Here is a 17,221-nt window from a genome sequence, read left to right as displayed (position 1 = left end):
AAAGCTACGATTTAGTAGCCCGCACAAACCGCGCCCGGCCAAAAAAGTCGCTTACCACTCGCACCGCCGTAAAACTGACATCTGGGAAAAGCGCCGCTGTTTCGGCACCTAGGGCCTCGTTGATTTCGAGGTACACTACGCCGCCTGATTTTAATAACACGGTCGCCAACTCGGCCAGTCGTTTATAGAAAAGGAGCGGGTCGGCGTCGGGCACAAAAAGGGCCGTTTCGGGCTCCCAAGCTAGCACGTTGGCGCGCATCTGCGCCCGCTCGCTGTCACGCACGTAGGGCGGGTTGCTCACCAGCACATCGAGCGTGCCGGGCACAATGTCCGGCGTAGTAGTCAGAATATTAAGCTGCTGAAACTCTACCCCGGGCGCGTAGCGGGCCGCGTTGCGGTGGGCCACGGCCAGCGCTGCTTCCGAAATATCGACGGCTAGGGTGCGCGCCGGGCGCAGCGCCTGCGCCACGGCCAGCGCCAGGCAGCCCGAGCCGGTGCCCACGTCGAGCACCGCGAGGCCGGGGCGCCCGGCTTGCTCCTGCGCAATGAGTTGAGCTAGCTCCTCGGTTTCGGGGCGGGGGATGAGCGTGGCTGGCGATACCTCTAGGTCCATGCCCGCGAAGTGCGCCGTGCCCAGCACGTACTGCACCGGCTCGTGGGCCAGCAGCCGCGCCTCGATGTGGGGCAGGCGGGCGGCTACCTCGGCGGGCACGGGCGCCGCGCCCTGCATGCGCCGCTGCAAGGGGCTGAACCCCAATAATGTTTCGGTGACGAGTGCCGCGATGGCGGCGGCCTCGGGGGCGGGGTAGGGGCCTTGCAGGGCAGTGCTGAGCTGGGCGGTGAAGGCGGCAGTAGTCATCAGGCCAAAGGTACAAGCGGCCGGGGTGGGCGTACTTTGCGGGCTGGCTCCGGCCTGTGCGGCCCGCCGCTTTTCATTCTGCCTATGACCACCGACGAGCTATTCATGCGCCGCGCCCTCGACCTGGCCGCCCTGGGCCAGGGCACCACGCGCCCCAACCCCCTAGTGGGCTGCGTAGTAGTCGGCCCCGAGGGTACCATCATCGGCGAGGGCTACCACCAGCAGTACGGCGGCCCCCACGCCGAGGTCAATGCCCTAGCCAGCGTGGCCGACCAGGACTTGCTGCGCCAAAGCCGCGTGTTTGTGACTCTAGAGCCGTGCTCGCACCACGGCAAAACACCGCCCTGCGCCGACTTGCTCATTGCCAAGGGCGTGCCCGAAGTCATCGTGTGCAACGACGACCCTAACCCGCTCGTGAGCGGCCGAGGCCTAAGTAAGCTGCGCGCCGCGGACGTCAAGGTCAGTACCGGCCTGCTCGCCGCCGAAGGCCGTGCGCTTAACAAGCGTTTCTTCACGATGCAAGAAAAAAAGCGGCCCTATGTAGTGCTCAAGTGGGCGGAGTCGGCCGACGGATTTTTGGCCGGCCCGCACTTCCAGCCGGTGCAGATAAGCGGGCCGCAGGCGGGCCTGCTCACGCATAAGTGGCGCACCGAGGAAGCCGCCATCTTGGTGGGCACCCGCACGGCCCTGCACGACAACCCCCGCCTCAACGCCCGCGAGTGGCCGGGGCCGCAGCCCACCCGTGTCACGCTCGACAAAAACCTGAGCTTGCCGCCTACCCACCATCTTTTCGATGGCTCGCAGCCCACGTTAGTTTTCACACATCGCCACCGCGACGCGCGTCCCAATCTTGACTTTATCACGCTGCCGCCCGACATCGCCGCCGCGCCCGATGTGCTGCCCGCCGTGCTCGCCGACCTGCACACCCGCGGCCTCGAATCGGTGCTGGTAGAAGGCGGCCCCACCGTAATCGGCGCGCTACTGACCAGCGGCTTGTGGGATGAAATGCGCGTCTTTCGCAGCCCTAAACGCCTCGAGCGCGGCATCGCCGCACCTAGGGTAGGGCTGCGCAGTTGGCAGGCGGTCGAAAACGTAGGCGACGACAAACTGTTTTGGTTTGTGAATGAGCAGAGCGCCGCGCTGCCGCTGGTATAATCCAAACCGTTTGTCATGCTGAGCGTAGCGAAGCATCTCGCTCACTTCGTTGTTGACATCTGCGAACGTTAGAAGTTACTGCGCCACGCGAGATGCTTCGCTGCGCTCAGCATGACCTATCCTACACGCTACCTATTCTGATGGCCGAAAACCTCTTTATCACCGCCGATACCAAAGCCGCTCGTTACGCTGAGCTGCTACCTCAAATCGAGGCTCTTACGAGCGTCGAGCCCGACCTCACCGCTAACCTCGCTAACACAGCCGCCGCGCTGCGGCAAGCGTTTGGGTTCTTCTGGGTGGGCTTTTACCTGGTGAAGGGCAACGAACTGGTCCTAGGTCCATTTCAGGGGCCGATAGCCTGCACGCGCATCCGCAAGGGGCGCGGGGTGTGCGGCACGAGCTGGGCCGAGGCCCGCACCGTGCTGGTGCCCGATGTGGAGGAGTTTCCGGGCCACATCGCTTGCAGCTCCGACTCGAAGTCCGAAATCGTGGTGCCCGTGCTAAAAAACGGTGCCGTAGTAGCCGTGCTCGACGTAGACAGCGACCAGCTCAACGACTTTGACCACGACGACCAAGTGGCATTAGAGCAGCTAATGGTGCTGGCCGCCAAGTGGTTTTAAGAAAATGCTAGGTATGAAAAAATATTGCTGGGGACTGCTGGCCCTAGGGCTGGCGGCCTGCGGGCGGCAGCTCGACGTGGCCTCCGACGTGGCCCTGAAGCATCAGCACGATGCGGCCCTGCAGCGGCAGATAGAGCTGCTGGAAGCCGAGCAGGTGAAGGTATCGGCCGCGGCCAGCGGCACTGGTCCGGCCGTGCTCAGCCTAGACGTAATCAACCCCCTGGGCTCGGCCGAGCAGCCCGATACGCTGAAGCAGCGGATGCGCCAACTGGCTCGCCTGCTGGTAAGCGACCTAAAAAAACCTGCTGACTACCAAGTGGTAAATGCCCAGGCCTCGTTCAAGCCCGGCCTCCTTTCGAAGGATAAGAACGCCAGCTCTCTAGCCTTTATTTACCCGATAGCCAGCTTAAAATAGCGCCCCGCCGGGCCGCTGTTGCCGCTACCTTCACCGCATGGATTCTCCTTCTTCCTATTCGCCTGCCGCCGCCGTTGCCCCCACCGCCACCGAGCCGCTGGTTATCATGGGCGCGGGCTTGGTGGGCACGCTACTGGCCCTGTACCTGGTGCGGCGCGGCCACCCGGTGCACCTCTACGAGCGTCTGCCCGACCCGCGCAAAACTGGCTTGCGCGAGGCGCGCTCCATCAACCTGGCCCTCTCCGATAGGGGCTGGCGCGGGCTGGCGGGCGTGGGCGTTACCGATGATATTCAGAAGGTTGGTATTCCGATGTACCGCCGCGTGATGCACGACCAGCGCGGGCAGCTCACCTACCAGCCCTACGGGCAGGAGGGCCAGGCCATCTTTTCGGTGAGCCGCGACAGCCTCAACCGCACCCTGCTCGACCTGGCCGAGGCCAAGCCGGGCGTCGAAATCACCTTTGGTCAAAAGCTAACCCAGCTCGACCTGCCCGCCCGCCGCCTGCACCTGCGCGATGTGGCCAGCGCCCGCGAGTACGACGTGCCCTACCAGCGCCTGTTTGGCGTAGATGGTGCGTGGTCGGCGGTGCGCGGTGCCATGCAGCGCCTCGACCGGGCCGACTACTCGCAGCAGTACCTAGAGTATGGCTATAAGGAATTGACCATCGCGGCCGGGCCGAATGGCACCTGGCAGATGGAGAAAAACGCACTCCATATCTGGCCTAGGGGCAATTATTTGATGATTGCGCTGCCCAACCTCGATGGGTCGTTCAATGCCACGCTGTTCTTTCCCTACGAGGGGCCGCTGTCGTTCGACAGCCTGCGCACGCCTGAGGAGGTCGAGAAGTTCTTTGGCGAGGTCTTCCCCGATGTGGTGCCGCTGATGCCGGAGCTAGACACGGAGTTTTTTGACCACCCCACGGGCTCGCTCGTCACCATCCGGTGCTGGCCCTGGAGCTACCAAGATTCGGTGCTACTGCTCGGCGATGCGGCCCACGCCATCGTGCCCTTCTACGGCCAGGGCATGAACGCGGGCTTCGAGGACTGCACCGTGCTCGACCGCCTGCTCGACGACCTAGGCGAAGGCGACTGGGGCCACATTATGGACGAGTTTGAGCGCCTACGCAAGCCCAACACCGACGCCATGGCCGAGCTGGCCCTCTACAACTTCGTAGAAATGCGCGACCGCGTGGCCGACCCTCGCTTCCTGCTACAAAAGCGCATTGAGGCCAAAATCGCTGCCCAGTACCCTGATAAGTGGCTGCCGCTCTACTCCCGCGTTACGTTCTCGCCCGATACGCCCTACGCCGAAGCCTGGGCCGCTGGCCAAAAGCAAGACGGTATTATGGCGCGCCTCATGCCGCATATCCAAACGGAAGCTGATTTTGAGAAGCCGGAAGTGCAGGAGCTGGTGAAGTCAGTTATCAACGAGTAGCGCTTCAAAAAAAACCGCCTGTCATGCTGAGCTTGCGAAGCATCTTATCGCGTTGGAGTTACTAACCCGGGCGTGATAAGATGCTTCGCAAGCTCAGTATGACAGGCGGTTTTTGCAGCCTGTTTTTAGGCTTACTTGCTGAGTAGATGCTCGGCGCGTATGGCTTACGGCTGCACCGTAATCGTGCGCGTTACCGAATTAAACGGTCCTGGAATCAGCTTGCCGCCGTTATCAACCAGCTCCAGCTTGATGGTGGCTTGGCCGGCGGGTAGGCCTTCCATCATGTAAGGCAGCCACTGGTCAAGCATAAACTCAGTGCCGTTGATGGTGGCGCGCACCTTGTTGCCATCGGGAGCCAGGGTGGTGTTCACCAGGTAGAAGTCCAGCATGATTTTCTTTGCATCAGCGCCCGCGTAGGTGTCTTTAGGGCGGCTGTAGAAGAGGTGCGGGGCTTTCAGGTCAACCTTTGCGCTGGTTGTATCCACCTTGTTGCCTACCGTGATGGTGCGCAGGTCATAGGCCCCTAGATGCTTGAGGCTCTCGTGATACGAGCGCGACAGAAACGAGAGAATGACGTGCTGGCCCGGCTCCATGGGCTGCGAAAACTTAGTTTCGTACTGCGCGATGTAGGGCTTATTGTCGATGATGAGGTGAATGTGCTGACCCTTCATCGAGTTGGCCATGTGCTGGGCGTGGTCGCTGCCCGTCATTTTGGTCAACTGGAAGTTGGTGAGGTCGTAGTTGAACTCGACCGGGCTGGGCACCGACGAGCCCGCGATGGGCCGATTGAGGCGCAGCTGGGCAGTCGGAAACTTGGGCGAATCGTCGAAGGGCGTGAGCGTAATGCCGTTTTTAGACTGGGCCTCGCCGGCCACCGTGTTGGTGGTGGTTTGGGCACCTAGGGCGGTGGGGCGGTCGGCGGGGCTGGTGGTCGCGGTTTCGGTGGTTTGCGAAGCGCTGCAGCTACCTAGGGCTAGCGCGGCGGCCAGGGCCAGCGGACCGCCTAGGAGTGAAAAAGCAGATTTCATGGCGAAAGAGCGTCGGTGAAAGAGAGAGGATTAATCTGCACAATACGGCATTAACCCGCCTCAAGGTTTTGCCGTAACTTTGTGGTAGGTAACCATTGGTTTGCTGCTGGCGGGTTGGCGCGGGCGGCTGGTTGACAAGCGCAGCCGGTCAGTTGATTCGCTACCAGTGGTTATTGGTTGTAGAACCAATCAGCAAGTAATTCTTAACCCAATTACTTCCTTATCATGGCTGATAATCTGCCTGACCACATTCCGTCGCTCGACCTCGCCGACTTCCGCTCCGGCGACCCCCAGCGCAAAGCCAAGTTCGTAAAAGAACTCGGCGACGCCTACCAAAGCATCGGCTTCATCGCCCTCAAAAACCACGGCCTCAACGAGGAGCAGACCAAAGCCCTGTACAGCGACGTGCAGGAGTTCTTCCAACTGCCCGACCAGGCCAAGCAAGCCTACGAAGTGCCCGAGCTGGCTGGCCAGCGCGGCTACATCAGCAAGGGCAAAGAGCACGCTAAAGGCCGCAACACTGGCGACCTGAAGGAGTTCTTCCACGTGGGCCAGGAGGTCGAGGGCGAAGACCCGGTGAAGGACCAGTACCCCGCCAACATCTGGCCCAACGAGGTGCCCCGCTTCGCGCAGAGCACCATGAAGGCCTACCGCACCCTCGAAAGCGCCGGCAAAGACGTGCTGCGCGCCATTGCGCTGTACCTAGAGCTGCCCGAGAATTACTTCGATGACAAGGTAGTGAACGGCAACAGCATCCTGCGCCCCATCCACTACTTCCCCATCGAAGACCCCGACGCCGTGCCCACCGATGCGGTGCGCGCCGCCGAGCACGGCGACATCAACCTCATCACGCTGCTGATGGGCGCCAGCGCCGACGGCCTGCAAGTGAAGCGCCGCGACGGCCAGTGGATTGCCATCACGGCCCTGCCCGACCAGATTGTGGTAAACGTGGGCGACATGCTCCAGCGCCTCACCAACGGCGTGCTCAAGAGCACCATTCACCGCGTGGTAAACCCGCCCCGCGAGAAAATGAACACCTCACGCTACAGCATCCCGTTCTTTATGCACCCGCGCTCTGAAATGAGCCTGGCGGCCCTGCCACACCTCGTCACGGCCGATAACCCCAAGAAAGAAGCCGACATCACGGCCGGCGAGTTCTTGAACGAGCGCCTGATTGAGCTAGGTTTGAAAAAGGAGTAAATCAATAAGTTACTGTGTTGAAGCGGCTGGTCTGAAAAGGCCAGCCGCTTTTTATTTAGCGAGCGGCAGGGGGCACTGCTTCGCGTCGCTACATCCCGTTGATTTTCGTACTAAAAGCCCCTCCCTACATACTTCCTGTAATGAATCCAACCACCCGCATCGAGCACGATTTTCTGGGCGAACGCCATATTCCTTCCAACGTTTACTACGGCATCCAGACCCTGCGGGCGATGGAAAACTTCGCCATCACGGGCATTCCTATAAAGAATGAGCCGCTATTTGTGCAGGCGCTGGCCTATGTGAAGAAAGGCGCAGCGCTGGCTAATAAAGAGCTTGGCGTGCTGCCCGCTACCATTGCCGATGCCATCGTGGCGGCCTGCGACCGGGTGGCGAGCGGCGAGTTCAACGACCAGTTTCTGACCGACATGATACAGGGCGGTGCGGGCACCTCGGTGAACATGAACGCCAACGAGGTAATCGCCAACGTAGCTCTCGAAATGATGGGCCACGCAAAGGGCGACTACGACCACTGCCACCCCAACAACCACGTCAACTGCTCGCAGAGCACCAACGACGCCTACCCTACGGCCTTCCGCATCGCGCTCAACAACAAGCTCGTAGGCTACCGCCAGGCCCTAGGTGCCCTCGCCGATGCCTTTGCCCAGAAAGGCGAGGAGTTCAAGAACGTGCTCAAGATGGGCCGCACCCAGCTGCAAGACGCCGTGCCCATGAGCATGGGCGACGAGTTTCATGCCTTCGCCACCAACCTGCGCGAGGAACTGCTGCGCATCGACGACTCGCGCCGGCTTATCTCCGAAATCAACATGGGTGCCACCGCCATCGGCACTGGCGTGAACACACCGCCCGGCTACGCAGGCCTCGTGACCCAACACCTGCGCCAGGTAACTGGGCTGGACCTATTGCTGGCCGGCGACCTCATTGAGGCCACCTACGACACCGGTGCCTACGTGCAGCTCTCGGGCGTGCTCAAGCGCACGGCTGTGAAGCTGAGTAAGATTTGCAACGACCTGCGCTTGCTCAGCAGCGGCCCCCGCACCGGCCTCAACGAAATAAACCTGCCCGCCTTGCAGCCCGGCAGTAGCATCATGCCCGGCAAGGTCAACCCGGTAATCCCGGAAGTAGTGAACCAAACGGCCTTCTACGTGGCCGGCGCCGACCTCACCGTGACCATGGCCGCCGAAGCGGGTCAGCTTCAACTCAATGTAATGGAGCCGGTTATCTCGTTCGCGCTCTTTACCAGCATCAGCTACCTCACCAACGCCTGCCACACCCTGCGCGACAAATGCGTGCTCGGCATCACGGCCAACGCCGCGCACGCGGCCAACATGGTCTACAACAGCATCGGCATCGTGACGCAGCTCAACCCGGTCCTAGGTTACGAGGCCTCGGCCAGCATTGCTAAGGAGGCGCTGGCCACTGGCAAGTCGGTCCACGATATTGCCGTGACCGAGCGCGGCTTGCTGACGCAGGCCAAGTGGGACGAGATTTTCACGTTCGAGAACTTGATTCGGCCGGTGTTTATTCAGTAGGCATGTGTCAGAAGGTGCAAGTGCTTAGTGAGAGCCGGTATACACTGCTAGGTCTAATCAACTGCTGTGCACAATCCGCTCCATAGTAAAGCTCGTGGGTGACTTTAGGTGGATAAAGGCTGTAACCCTTGTTTGCAGGGCAAGTCTCGTGCTTTATGCCGACTTTTGATTGGTAGCACAAGCTAGCTAGCATAGGATACTCTGTATGTCTAGCTTGAAAGTATAAATCCTCTCGCCATGTCCTTTTCCACGGTTTCTGCTCCTGCCGAATCCAATATCTTAGAATTTCCCGCAGAAAAACATTGGTGGTCGGTCTACAGGTGGGGGGTGTGCCGCTGGGTATTGCTCCTGCTTGGGCATATGGCAATACTGACGGCGTTGTACTCCGTGCTTTACTGCTTCGACTTGGTTCAATTGCCCACCGAGCAAGTGCTAGCTCGCTGGGATTCTGGCTGGTTTCAATCTATTCGCGACCATGGCTATAGCTATGAAGAAGGCAAGCAGAGCAACGTGGCTTTCTTTCCTCTCTTTCCACACCTATGGCGGGTTACGGGCCTGCAGGCATTAGGCATCAGTATTTTAAATCTGCTAATATGGATAGTGGGCACCGCCTTGCTATTAGCGGCGCTGCCCTGCACTCGTCGGCAAGGAATGCTGCTGGCTTCAGTACCCCTACTGATGTTTACCTGGGTGCCATACACAGAAGCTCTCTTTTATTTATTCGGAGCGCTGATACTCGTGGGCTTGCACCGGCAGCACCTAGGTTGGCTACTACTAGGGCTATTGGGCTGCTGCTTAACGCGAATAGCTGCCACGTTCTTTTTGCCAGCGCTTTGCCTTGCCGAACTCCTGAACTGGCTAGAGGCCCGGGCTGATTGGAAGGCTAGTGTGAAGGCAGTGGTACTAGGTACACTGGCAATGGCTGCCGCGGTAGGCAGCGTGCTCTGGTTTCAGCACTGGCAGACCGGTGAGTGGCTAGGGTTTTATAAAGCGCATCGGCATTGGCAGCACGAATGGCGCCTCCCCACTCTTTGGCTGCGCACATCAGCAAAGACGCGTATGCAATGGCTAGATACTATTAGCCTAGGCATATCGCTAGGTGCGATTATGGTTTGTATATATTTACTAAGTAGTCGCTTGTGGAATATGAGGAAAGTGGTGCCGACTAAGCCATCTTCCTCTAAAGCTGTGCGTTTCGCTCTAGGTTATTGTGTATGTATCGGTATCTTCACTGTCTTTCAGCAAGGAGGCGATATCGTTGGGATTAGCCGCTACACGCTAGGTACTCCGTTCTTTGGTGTATTACTGTGGGCTATGTGGCAGCAGCGCTATAGCTGGAGCACGTGGGTGGTTGGAGCAATAGTAGCTTGCCTCGTACTGTATTTTGTAGGGTTTCCTTATGAAGTAGAAGGCTTCAAGACGCCGCAGGCAGCGTGGTATTTCGGGTTAGCGGCTGCCTACGTGGTAGCCATGTTGGTGGCGGGAAATAGTAAGCTTAATAAGCTGCCATTTCAGCGAGAGCTAGGTGGTGCTATCTACCTATTCAATACTCTTATCCAAGTTTACATGTTAAACTGGTTTATGAGCGCAGTATGGCTGGGGTAAAAAGTTGTTTTATAAGCTGATTCTGTGTCATTCGTAATGCATAGGTAGGTAGGAGTTTATCGTAGTCAACTACTTGCCTCGGTGCAGAAAATGCTGCTCATTCTTTTATCTTCGACGTAGGTAACTTTTACCACTTCGTGCCTACCGACTCTCCCATTCGTGCTACTCCTGCCGTGCCCCTGGCGCCTTTGCGGCGGGAGGGCCGCCGGATGCGCCGAAACCGTAATTTTATCTTCCTCAAAGACGTAGCTGGGCTGGCTTGCACCGCCTTTGGCGGGCCGCAGGCCCACGTGGCTATGATGCTGCGCTTGCTCGTGGCCAAGCGCCGCTACCTTACCGCGGCCGAGCTGCTGGAGCTGCAAGCGCTGTGCGCGCTGCTGCCCGGCCCCACCTCGACCCAGACTATTACGGCCATCGGCTTGCGCCTAGGTGGCCCCAATTTGGCATACCTCACCCTGCTGATATGGTGCTTGCCGGCGGTGATTATTATGACGGTAGCCGGCCTGCTACTCAGCCACGTCGATGGCGGGCGCACGGCGCAGGTAGTGCAGTTCGTGCAGCCAGTGGCGGTGGGTTTCGTGGCGTTTTCGGCCTACCGCATTGCTGAAAAGGTCATTCACACCAAAACCTCGGTAGCCCTGATGGTGGTGGCCGCCATGGTAGCCTACTTCTTTCAGCTACCGTGGGTGCTGCCAGTGCTGCTGCTGGCCGGCGGCAGCGTCACCACGCTACGCTACCGTAAGCACGCCATCGTGCAGAATAAGAAGCCCTTGCAGGTGGAGTGGGCCAACTTTGGGCTGTGGCTCGGCATCTTCCTGGGGGCAGCGCTGCTGGGGCACTACACTGAGTGGCTGCCCATGCGGCTATTCGAGAATTTTTACCGCAATGGCTCGCTGGTATTTGGCGGCGGGCAGGTGCTGGCACCGCTACTCTTTGCTGAGTTTGTGGAGTTTAAGCACTACCTCACGAGCGCCGAGTTTCTATCTGGCCTCGGAATGGTGCAGGCCCTGCCGGGACCCAATTTTGCTTTTGCTTCCTATATCGGAGCGCTGGCTATGCGGCCGACTGGCCTAGGCACTACCGGGCAGCTTGTAGGGGCTGTAGTGGGCGCCCTAGGTATTTTTCTGCCCGGTATATTCTTGATATTCTTTGCCATCCGTTTCTGGGACGGCCTACGTCAATATCGCGTGGTGAAAGCCTCGCTCGAAGGCGTGAACGCCGTGAGTGCCGGCCTGGTGTGCGCGGCGGCGCTGCTGCTCTACCACCCGCTGCCCGACCGGCTGCTCGACATGCCCGGCTGCCCGCCCGGTTGGCAGCTGCCCCTCAACCCATTGCTGGTGGGCATCACCTTTCTGGTGCTGCTCTGGGAGCGCATTCCGAGCGTGGCTATTATCGGCGCGGCTCTGCTAGCCGGCTGGTTGGTGGGCTAGAAGTGGCGGCACCCTTAACGCAAAGGCCCTCAAACTAGCTACCTAGGTAGCTAGTTTGAGGGCCTTTGTTGGCGAGAGGTACTGAGAACGAAGCCTCGCTTAGCCCTTCTTCGCCGAAGCAAAGCGACGGTCGGCCTCGGGCCAGTTCACTACGTTCCAGAAGGCGGCCACGTAGTCGGGACGCTTGTTTTGGTACTTGAGGTAGTAGGCGTGCTCCCACACGTCGAGGCCCAGCACGGGCGTGCCGCGCTGGATGCCGGGCAGGTCCATGAGCGGGTTGTCCTGGTTGGGGGTGCTCGAAATGAAGAGCTTACCGGCCTTGTCCACGCTCAGCCAGGCCCAGCCCGAGCCGAAGCGCGAGGTGGCAGCTTTGGTGAACTCCTCCTTAAACTTATCGAACGAGCCAAAGTCCTTGGTGATGGCCGCGGCCAATGCGCCGGTGGGCTGGCCACCGCCCTTTTGGGCCAGCAGCGTCCAGAACATCGAGTGGTTGTAGTGGCCGCCCGCATTGTTGCGGATGGCGTCGGGCTGCTTGCTGGCGGTGGCGAGCAGGTCGGCAAGCGGCAGCTTTTCTTCGGGCTTGCCAGCTACGGCTTCATTCAGCTTCGAGACGTAGGTTTTGTGGTGCGCATCGTGGTGAATCTCCATGGTGCGCGCGTCGATGTGCGGCTCCAGCGCATTAAAGGTGTAGGGCAGCGGCGGCAGCGTAAATGGCCCATCGGCCATTGGCATGGCGCGGGCATCGCGCAGGAAGCGTTCTTCCTGAGCGCGGGCCAGCACGGCGGGGCTAACGAGGGCGCTGAGCGCGAACGCGGCGGCGTTCTTGATAAAATCGCGTTTGAGCATGAGTTATATACCTACAGGCAGAGGAATGGTTTAGCCGCTGTAGCGCGGACTTTCAGTTCGCGAAGCTAACCAAGTTGCCGCGCTGGAGTCGCGAATTGAAAGCCTACACTACAGCCGTCTAGCTTACTTATTCGTAATTTCCACATACGCTTTGCCCGTTACGGGCTGGCCGTGGTGGGTGCCGATTACTTTACACATGCCTTCCCAGTAGTACATGGTGAAGGCGTGGAAGAACTTGAGGGCCAGCTCTTGCTGCGGCACCAGCGGCTCTACTACCAGGTCGTAGCCCTGGGCGGGCACCTGCACGCGCCACTTGGCGGGGTACTTCTTCTTGGATTTAGGGCTGGTCCAGTAGGTGAGGGGCGTCAGCGTGAAATCGGTGCCGCCTAGGTGCATGTTTTCGTTGCTGGCGCTGAAAAACGAGCCGTTGTTGAGGCTCTGGCCGGTTTCGGTGTTGCGCAGCGTGTTCAGCATCAGCTCCTCGCGGGGCTGGTCGAGCTGAATGCTAAGCCAGTCCCAGCCCACGCCCTTAGCCACGATGCTGGTGCAGTTCCACTGCCGGTCGTACCACAGCTCACCGGTTACCTGATGGGTTTTGCCTGCCACCGTGAGGGTGCCGGTGGTGGCCAGGCGCGGGTAGCTGTAGTAGCCCGCCACAATGCCTTGGCCGTAGTTTTCGTAGCCGGTGCCGCCGTGCAGCAGCACGGGCTTGGTGGGCGTGGTGCTGAGGTTGAGGGCGTAGCCAGCGTTATCTTTTCCAGTAAGGGCAGCTTCAAACTGGTACTTGCCTTCCTGGCCGTCAAACTTCCAGACCTGACCGTCCTTGCGGTCGCGCAGGCGCAGCGGCAGCGAGTCGGTGAGCAGGCGCGGCAGCTTGCCGAGCTTGTAGTCGTAGTTGAATTTCTGGCCCTTGGGGTCGGTGATGGCCACGTTCACCATTTGGTAGTCGTCCTTGCCATCCTTCAGGTTGAAGTGAAAAAAGACGTACTCGATGCCGAAGTCTTCGCCAGTGGCCTGGTCACGCAGGTGGCCGGTGAGATACCACCACTCCAGCGAGTTTTTGGGGTGCACGGCCTCCTCGTGGGGTAGCTCGGCGCGGGTGGCAGGCGGGTTGAAGCGGGTGGTCGGAACCGGCTTAAAGGTAGAGCAGGCGGTAAAAAACAGCGTAACTAGCAGCGCAAGGGGTAGTCTCATCATACCCTCACACAAGGCTTTTGGCAGCCAAAAAGTTTGACCTAGGGTCGGCCGGTGTGCGAGCGCGAAGGGTACACGGGCGGCGGTATGGGCGGGGCCATCAGTCGGAAGCCGTGTAGGTTGGGTCGCCCGCGTCCTGGTGCCGAGGCCAGGCGCATCACTAATGGTTGCACCGGGTTATAAGTGCGCCAGTCGAGTCTTCGGCGTAGAGGCTTAAACGTGTAGCCCACCGGCACCACGAAAATGCGCAATTCGCCGCCTCGCACGTGTTTCCACCCGGTCGGAAAGCTGAACGAAAATTTGCCCTGCGCATCAGTTACGGCCCCGTATTTGGTTTCGTTGAGGTACAGCCATAGGTCGGGGATAGGCACGTTCAACGAGTCATCCATCGCTACTCCGCTAATTGTAAGCGTCTCCGGCGTAGTAGCAGCAGGTCGTGGCTGCGCCGCCGCAGTATGCCACCCGCAGAGGGCTGCCACTAACAGCCAATGTGGTGCGCGGCCCTGCCCCTTGCCCTTGGTAATAGACTGCGGCAATTGCCCGCCTAGGTGGTCGAAATGAAGCATAGCGGCTAAAGGTGTAGTCAGAGTAAATGAGACGAACAGGGTAAGCTTAGTTAAGGGCGAAAGGGCCGCGTGAGCCAGTATTTGCTCCAATTGAAAAAGCGCCTAGGGTGCCAGGGCCACGGGCGTTTGTAGCTAAAGCCGCCCACTACCACAATTCCCATTTCGCCCAGCATATGCGTATCGGGAGCCATTAAAATGCTCAGCGTAGGTGAGTTGGCCGTTATCGTGCGCTTTTGGCTGGCATAGCCTACACTGCTAAAGACAAGGTGCACTGGCCCAGCACTAGCCGCCAGTGGTAATGAAAATTCTCCGTTTACATCGGTCGAAGTGCCGATGGTAGTGCCTGCCAGCAAGACAGTTACTCCCGGTAGCCCTTCGTGGGTGGTGGAGTCGGTGACCGTGCCTCGTAGCACAAGGGGGCCACCAGGCTCCGTCTTCGTCTGGTTGGAACTGAGAGGCGGCTCGGCGGGCCGCAAGGGGCTGGGTGGTGCCACTGCCGGCCCGGTGCCCGCGGGGTGAGCCGCGGGTACCGGGCCCCCGTGGTAGTCACCTAGGGCCGATTGGGCACTGGCTCTACTGGCTCCCAGCACGCTGCCCACGGCCAGCATTGCCCCGAGCCAGGCCCGCCAGCGCGAAGGCGGGGTAGGGGGCATCAACGACCGGCCAAGCTGGTCGGCGCGCAAACGGCCGCAGGTGCCGCCGGCTGCTTGGCGGAGCACCGCCAAAATTTCGGCGTCGGTTTTTTGGGTAAAATCCACCACCGTTTTTTGACAGGCCGCGCAGTGGTGGCCTAGGCCAGTAGGCGTCATGGCGTCCCAGCTTTCGGCACAGGGGGTAGGGATGCGGATAATAGAGGTAGAACGCTGGGGCATAGCTCAGAAAGAAGAAGTCGCTTTTCCCCTTGATGCCGGCTTGCGGCCGATTGCACACGGCCCTGCCGTAACTTGGCCGTTTGCTATTTTGCCGCTCCAATTTTTTCTTGGCCAAATGCCCCCCCGCAACACCTCGCTCTTCCGCCGCAAAACCATCGAGTCTATCCTAGCCAACCCGCCCGCCGATGCCGATGGCCACGGTGGGGGCGGGGGCCTAGCTCGCCACCTCACCGTGCGCGACCTCACGGGCCTGGGCATTGCGGCTATCATTGGGGCCGGCATTTTTAGCACCATCGGGCAGGCCAGCCTCAATGGCGGCCCGGCCGTGTCATTGCTGTTTGTGTTCACGGCGGTGGCCTGCGCCTTTTCGGCGCTGTGCTACGCGCAGTTTGCGGCTACCATCCCGGTTAGCGGCTCGGCCTATACCTACGCCTACACCTCGTTTGGCGAGCTTGCGGCCTGGATTATCGGCTGGGCGCTCATCATGGAATATGCGGTGGGCAACATCGTGGTGGCCATCTCATGGAGCGACTATTTCACCGGCCTGCTCGATGGGGTGGGAATGCACATGCCTGGCTGGCTTACCACCGGCACCCAAAGCGCCTACAGCGGCTACGAGCAGGCGCTAGCTACCATGCAGGCCGGCGGCAAGCTCACGGCCGCTCAGCAGGCCAGCTACGTGCTATGGCAAAATGCTCCCAAGCTATTCGGTGATTTTCACCTGGTTATCGACCTGCCGGCCTTTCTTATTACCGTAGTTATTACGGCGCTGGTATATGTGGGCATCAAGGAAAGCAAGAATGCCAGCAACCTGCTGGTGCTCCTCAAGCTGGCTGTGGTGGCCGTGGTTATTGCCGTGGGCGTGTTCTACGTGAAGCCCGCCAACTGGACGCCCTTCGCGCCTAACGGCATTGGCGGCGTGCTCAAGGGGGTGTCGGCGGTGTTCTTTGCCTACATCGGCTTCGACGCCATCTCGACCACGGCCGAGGAGTGCAAAAACCCGCAGCGCGACCTGCCTAGGGCCATGATGTGGGCACTCATTATCTGCACCATACTCTACGTGCTCATTACGCTGGTGCTCACCGGCATGGTGAGCTACAAAGAACTAGGCGTGGGCGACCCGCTTTCGTTTGTGTTTGCCAAGGTGGGCCTAGGGTGGTTTTCGGGCCTGGTGGCCGTGAGTGCCGTGTTTGCCATGGCCTCGGTGCTGCTGGTGTTTCAGTTAGGCCAGCCACGCATCTGGCTCACCATGAGCCGCGATGGGCTGCTGCCGCCACTGTTTGCCAAGGTGCACCCTAAGTTTCATACGCCCTCGTTCAGCACCATTATCACGGGCATTTTTGTGGGCGTGCCGGCGCTGTTTTTGAACATCGACCTCGTGGTAGACCTCACCAGCATCGGCACGCTGTTCGCGTTTGCGCTGGTGTGCGGAGGCATCCTCATTCTCGACCCCTACGGCAAGTCTACGGCCCGCTTCACGGTACCTTATATCAATGGGCGCTGGCTGATACCAGCGTTGCTGCTCGTGGTGGCGGTTCTGGTGTACGTGTACAATGCCGATAGCAACCACGAGCTATGGCTAGATGTGAGCGGCGCGCGCGGCTGGCTGCGCGAAGACGAAACGGGTAAGATTATCGGTGGCTTTGCCCACCAGATTCCGTACCTAGTGTTCATTCTGGCCACGCTGACGCTGGCCGTGGTCACGTTTGTGCGCAGCTTGTCGCTGCTGCCGGTCCTAGGGCTCATCATCAACCTGTACCTGATGACGCAGCTTGGCGTCCGCAACTGGGCCATGTTCTTTGCCTGGCTACTCATTGGCCTGGGCATCTACTTCGGTTACGGCTACAAGCACTCGAAGCTAAACCGCAAGCTAGCTGCGTAGGTGAAGCCCGTGCTTCTCACGGTGGGCTTGGCCCTTTTACCCTTGCTGTTCGGTATTTGGGTAAATGCTACTGCTCCGCACCCGCCCACGCGGGCCTACAACCCGGTCCGCTGCACACGGTACTGCGCGGCCCACGGCTGCCGCCACGCCACACGCGCCAATAGCCCGGCCTACTTTCAGTTGCGGCCGGTGTATGCGGCTACTGTGCGGGGGCTCATGTTGGGCGGGCGGGCACGGTACGCAGCAGTTAATATAGGCTTTTACCTAGTGTGTATTCCCGCTTTGCTCGGGTGGCTGCTGCACGGTGCCCTGCGCGACGCGGCCCGCATACAGCAGCTCAAAAACCTCTTATGAGCACGCTACTTCAGGACTTGACGCGGCTTATACACCTGGCCTATTGGTACTGCTGCGATTTTATGGTGAACCTGAGCAATCTTACTCATTCCTCTTACAATGAGGCTAATACCTGGGTGCTGCTGCTAGTGCTGCCTGGGCTGCTGGTACTGCTCATCGGGGTACGGGTGGTGCAGTGGGTTCGGCTGCGGCAGCTGCGGCGGTAGTAGC

General features: G+C 59.9%; 17 protein-coding genes. 11 read left to right on the top strand and 6 right to left on the bottom strand.

Annotated features, from left to right (window positions below; genetic code table 11):
• Positions 1-4: 4 nt before the first annotated feature.
• Positions 5-859 (bottom strand): peptide chain release factor N(5)-glutamine methyltransferase, encoded by an 855-nt coding sequence (prmC, locus tag JAO77_RS20915; protein WP_198992382.1) that lies wholly within the window; start codon positions 857-859, stop codon positions 5-7.
• Positions 860-943: 84 nt separating this feature from the next.
• Here prmC and ribD point away from each other — a divergent pair, with 84 nt between their 5' ends.
• The 4 genes from ribD to JAO77_RS20895 all read left to right on the top strand — a co-directional run bounded on the left by ribD (position 944) and on the right by JAO77_RS20895 (position 4,484).
• Entirely contained in the window at positions 944-2,014 is a 1,071-nt protein-coding gene (gene ribD, locus JAO77_RS20910) for a bifunctional diaminohydroxyphosphoribosylaminopyrimidine deaminase/5-amino-6-(5-phosphoribosylamino)uracil reductase RibD (protein WP_198992381.1), read from the top strand.
• A 140-nt stretch (positions 2,015-2,154) separates the two neighbouring features.
• Positions 2,155-2,634 (top strand): free L-methionine (R)-S-oxide reductase MsrC, encoded by a 480-nt coding sequence (msrC, locus tag JAO77_RS20905; RefSeq protein WP_198992432.1) that lies wholly within the window; start codon positions 2,155-2,157, stop codon positions 2,632-2,634.
• A gap of 13 nt (positions 2,635-2,647) precedes the next feature.
• Positions 2,648-3,049 (top strand): hypothetical protein, encoded by a 402-nt coding sequence (locus JAO77_RS20900; protein WP_198992380.1) that lies wholly within the window; start codon positions 2,648-2,650, stop codon positions 3,047-3,049.
• 37 nt (positions 3,050-3,086) lie between these two features.
• The gene (locus JAO77_RS20895; protein WP_198992379.1) at positions 3,087-4,484 is read left to right on the top strand and encodes an FAD-dependent oxidoreductase; all 1,398 of its coding nucleotides are present in this window, start codon (positions 3,087-3,089) and stop codon (positions 4,482-4,484) included.
• Between the two features lie 164 nt (positions 4,485-4,648).
• On the opposite strand, the gene JAO77_RS20890 is transcribed toward JAO77_RS20895, so the two are convergent.
• Positions 4,649-5,512 (bottom strand): hypothetical protein, encoded by an 864-nt coding sequence (locus JAO77_RS20890; RefSeq protein WP_198992378.1) that lies wholly within the window; start codon positions 5,510-5,512, stop codon positions 4,649-4,651.
• 225 nt (positions 5,513-5,737) lie between these two features.
• Between JAO77_RS20890 and JAO77_RS20885 the strand changes: the two genes are divergently transcribed.
• The 4 genes from JAO77_RS20885 (at position 5,738) to chrA (ending at position 11,297) form a co-directional block, all read left to right on the top strand.
• Positions 5,738-6,712 (top strand): isopenicillin N synthase family dioxygenase, encoded by a 975-nt coding sequence (locus tag JAO77_RS20885; RefSeq protein ID WP_198992377.1) that lies wholly within the window; start codon positions 5,738-5,740, stop codon positions 6,710-6,712.
• A gap of 140 nt (positions 6,713-6,852) precedes the next feature.
• Entirely contained in the window at positions 6,853-8,262 is a 1,410-nt protein-coding gene (gene aspA / locus JAO77_RS20880; RefSeq protein WP_198992376.1) for an aspartate ammonia-lyase, read from the top strand.
• A 237-nt stretch (positions 8,263-8,499) separates the two neighbouring features.
• On the top strand, positions 8,500-9,867 hold the full coding sequence (locus tag JAO77_RS20875) for a putative hexosyltransferase (protein ID WP_198992375.1): 1,368 nt from the start codon (positions 8,500-8,502) through the stop codon (positions 9,865-9,867).
• 137 nt (positions 9,868-10,004) lie between these two features.
• The gene (gene chrA / locus JAO77_RS20870; protein ID WP_370550316.1) at positions 10,005-11,297 is read left to right on the top strand and encodes a chromate efflux transporter; all 1,293 of its coding nucleotides are present in this window, start codon (positions 10,005-10,007) and stop codon (positions 11,295-11,297) included.
• Between the two features lie 99 nt (positions 11,298-11,396).
• Here the strand turns inward: chrA and JAO77_RS20865 are convergent, their stop codons facing one another.
• From JAO77_RS20865 to JAO77_RS20850, 4 genes are all read right to left on the bottom strand, one after another.
• Complete coding sequence (locus JAO77_RS20865) at positions 11,397-12,023, bottom strand: superoxide dismutase (protein ID WP_235998543.1); 627 nt, start codon at positions 12,021-12,023, stop codon at positions 11,397-11,399.
• 243 nt (positions 12,024-12,266) lie between these two features.
• Positions 12,267-13,340 (bottom strand): lipocalin-like domain-containing protein, encoded by a 1,074-nt coding sequence (locus tag JAO77_RS20860; RefSeq protein ID WP_198992373.1) that lies wholly within the window; start codon positions 13,338-13,340, stop codon positions 12,267-12,269.
• A 38-nt stretch (positions 13,341-13,378) separates the two neighbouring features.
• Entirely contained in the window at positions 13,379-13,903 is a 525-nt protein-coding gene (locus tag JAO77_RS20855) for a peptidase associated/transthyretin-like domain-containing protein (protein ID WP_198992372.1), read from the bottom strand.
• Between the two features lie 50 nt (positions 13,904-13,953).
• Positions 13,954-14,775: a carboxypeptidase-like regulatory domain-containing protein gene (locus JAO77_RS20850; RefSeq protein ID WP_198992371.1), complete on the bottom strand. Its 822-nt coding sequence runs from the start codon at positions 14,773-14,775 to the stop codon at positions 13,954-13,956.
• 115 nt (positions 14,776-14,890) lie between these two features.
• Here JAO77_RS20850 and JAO77_RS20845 point away from each other — a divergent pair, with 115 nt between their 5' ends.
• Genes JAO77_RS20845 through JAO77_RS20835 form a run of 3 tightly spaced genes read left to right on the top strand, consistent with a single transcriptional unit; the run spans position 14,891 to position 17,217 of the window.
• Positions 14,891-16,657, top strand: a complete 1,767-nt coding sequence (locus JAO77_RS20845; protein WP_198992370.1) for an amino acid permease — start codon at positions 14,891-14,893, stop codon at positions 16,655-16,657.
• Positions 16,658-17,011 (top strand): hypothetical protein, encoded by a 354-nt coding sequence (locus JAO77_RS20840; RefSeq protein WP_198992369.1) that lies wholly within the window; start codon positions 16,658-16,660, stop codon positions 17,009-17,011. It begins immediately after the preceding gene.
• Positions 17,008-17,217: a hypothetical protein gene (locus tag JAO77_RS20835; RefSeq protein ID WP_198992368.1), complete on the top strand. Its 210-nt coding sequence runs from the start codon at positions 17,008-17,010 to the stop codon at positions 17,215-17,217. The genes JAO77_RS20840 and JAO77_RS20835 overlap by 4 nt, the downstream gene beginning before the upstream one ends.
• Positions 17,218-17,221 lie beyond the last annotated feature (4 nt).

Source organism: Hymenobacter sp. BT559, assembly GCF_016427535.1.
Classification (GTDB): domain Bacteria; phylum Bacteroidota; class Bacteroidia; order Cytophagales; family Hymenobacteraceae; genus Hymenobacter.
Note: the sequence above shows the minus strand (reverse complement) of the source record. Positions and strands in the feature narration are given on the sequence as shown.